General features: G+C 74.5%; 2 protein-coding genes and 1 pseudogene. 2 read left to right on the top strand and 1 reads right to left on the bottom strand.

Features of this window, described 5'->3' with window-relative positions:
- On the bottom strand, nt 1-369 hold a 369-nt coding region (locus AB0G02_RS37405), incomplete at its 3' end, for a winged helix-turn-helix domain-containing protein (protein ID WP_360804398.1).
- Between the two features lie 134 nt (nt 370-503).
- Here AB0G02_RS37405 and AB0G02_RS37400 point away from each other — a divergent pair.
- Together AB0G02_RS37400 and AB0G02_RS37395 are read left to right on the top strand one after the other, a co-directional pair.
- Nucleotides 504-1,688 (top strand): SGNH/GDSL hydrolase family protein, encoded by a 1,185-nt coding sequence (locus tag AB0G02_RS37400; protein ID WP_360804395.1) that lies wholly within the window; start codon nt 504-506, stop codon nt 1,686-1,688.
- 45 nt (nt 1,689-1,733) lie between these two features.
- A pseudogene (locus tag AB0G02_RS37395) lies at nt 1,734-1,925 on the top strand (FAD-dependent oxidoreductase); the annotation flags it as partial.
- Nucleotides 1,926-1,954: the final 29 nt, after the last annotated feature.

Genomic DNA, 1,954 nt, shown 5'->3' with positions numbered 1-1,954 from the left:
CAGGCGGTCGCGCCCGGCGGCGGCGAGCTGCTCGAACCGCAGCGCGTCCACGTCGGCGGCCTCCACGTCCAGCCGGTAGCCGCCCGCGACCTGCACGACGTCACCGGGTGAGCCGAGGGCCCGGCGCAGCCGTGAGACCAGGGCTTGCAGCGCGTGGGCCGGACCGGCCGGCGGGTCCTCGGCCCAGATCGCGTCGACCAGCGCGCCCTGCTCGACCACGCGCCCGCCGGCGAGCGCCAGCCGGACGACCAGACCCTGCAACCGCGCGCCCGCCACGGGCAGGACGGCGTCACCGCGGGCCACCCGGAAGGTGCCCAGCAGCGTGACCCGAAGCCGCGCACCCCCGTCCATGCCGTGATCTTCGCGCACGCGGACTCCGGTCCCGGAGCCAGGGCGCTCCGCCGTCAGCGCCGCGTGCCGCCGTGTCAGCGCCGTGTGCGCCCCGTGTGAGCGGCCCGGGTCAGTCTTCGTCGCCACCGCACGACGAACCACGGAGACGACCCATGACCTCGAAGAACACCGCCGACGACAACTGGGTCCGCACCTGGGGCACCTCACCCCAGGCGCCGGACGCCGCGCTCGACCACTCCTTCACCGACGTGACGCTGCGCCAGGTGGTGCGCGTCAGCGGTGGCGGGCGTCGGGTGCGCGTCCGCTTCACCAACGAGTACGGGACCGAGGCCCTCACCATCGGCGCGGCACGGGTCGGCCTCGCCACCCCCGACGGCGGGGTGCGGTCGGACACCGACCGCGTGCTGACCTTCGCCGGCAGTCCGACCGCCAAGGTCCCCGCGGGCGCACCGATCCTCAGCGACCCGGTGGACCTGCCCCTGCCCGCCCTCTCCGAGCTGTCCGTCAGCCTCCACCTGCCGGAGCCGGTGAAGACCAGCACCTGTCACGGCATGGGCGTCCAGACGTCCTGGACGATCCCGGGCAATGCCGTGGCCTCCCCCGCCCTCCCGGGCAACGCCACGTCCCTGCCGGTCCAGGCCTTCCTCTCGGCGGTGGAGGTGCTGCCCGACGGTCCGGCCGCGGTCGTGGTCGCGCTGGGCGACTCCATCACCGACGGGTTCGGCTCGACCCCGAACGCCCACCGCCGCTGGACGGACCGCCTGGCCGAACGCCTCACCGAGCGCGGCGGCCCCGCCGTCCACGTCTCCAACCAGGGCATCAGCGGCAACCGGGTGTTGAACGACGGCTTCGGCGCCGCGGCCCTGGCCCGCTTCGACCGCGACGTGCTGGCGACGCCGGGCCTGGGGTACGTGGTGGTGTCCGAAGGCCTCGGGGACATCGCCGTGTCCTTCGCCCCGCGCGGTGACGACGGCCTCCCCACCGACTTCACCGCGGCGTTCCCGGGCGGACCGGTGACGGCGGACGACGTCATCGCGGCCTACCGCCAGCTGATCACCCGCGCGCACGGGCACGGCGTGAAGATCTACGCCGCCACCCTCACCCCCTACGGGAACGACGACATGTTCACGCCGGAGGGCGAGGACGCCCGTCAGGCCGTCAACGCCTGGATCCGCACCGGCGGCGCCTTCGACGCGGTGCTGGACTTCGACGCCGTCTGGCGCGACCCGGCCGACCCCGTCCGGACCCGGGACGGCTTCCACGCCGGCGACGCGCACGGCAGCGACGCGGGCTACCGGGCGCTGGCGGACTCCCTCGACCTGTCGCTGTTCGTCTGAAGCGCCCGGACCCGACCGAAGCGCTCGAAACGAAGGAGAACTGCCATGCACGACGTGGTGATCGTGGGAGCGGGCCCGGTCGGCCTCTTCCTGGCCTGCGAACTGGCCCTCGGAGGCTGTTCGGTCCTGGTGCTCGAACGCGAGGAGGAGGCCCGCTCCCCGTGGAAGGCGCTCCCGCTCGGGATGCGGGGCCTGTCCGTCGGGTCGGTCGAGGCGTTCCACCGCCGCGGCCTGCTGCACCGGTAGCGGGCGGGCGGGCTTCGAGT

The sequence above is a fragment of the Actinosynnema sp. NPDC023658 genome (genome assembly GCF_040639995.1).
In the GTDB taxonomy this organism is placed as follows: domain Bacteria; phylum Actinomycetota; class Actinomycetes; order Mycobacteriales; family Pseudonocardiaceae; genus Actinosynnema.
This window is presented reverse-complemented; position numbering and strand designations above follow the sequence as displayed.

Excerpts from the sequence above, each read along its gene's own strand:
- AB0G02_RS37400 (WP_360804395.1), top strand. The coding sequence starts at position 504 with ATGACCTCGAAGAACACCGCCGACGACAACTGGGTCCGCACCTGGGGC.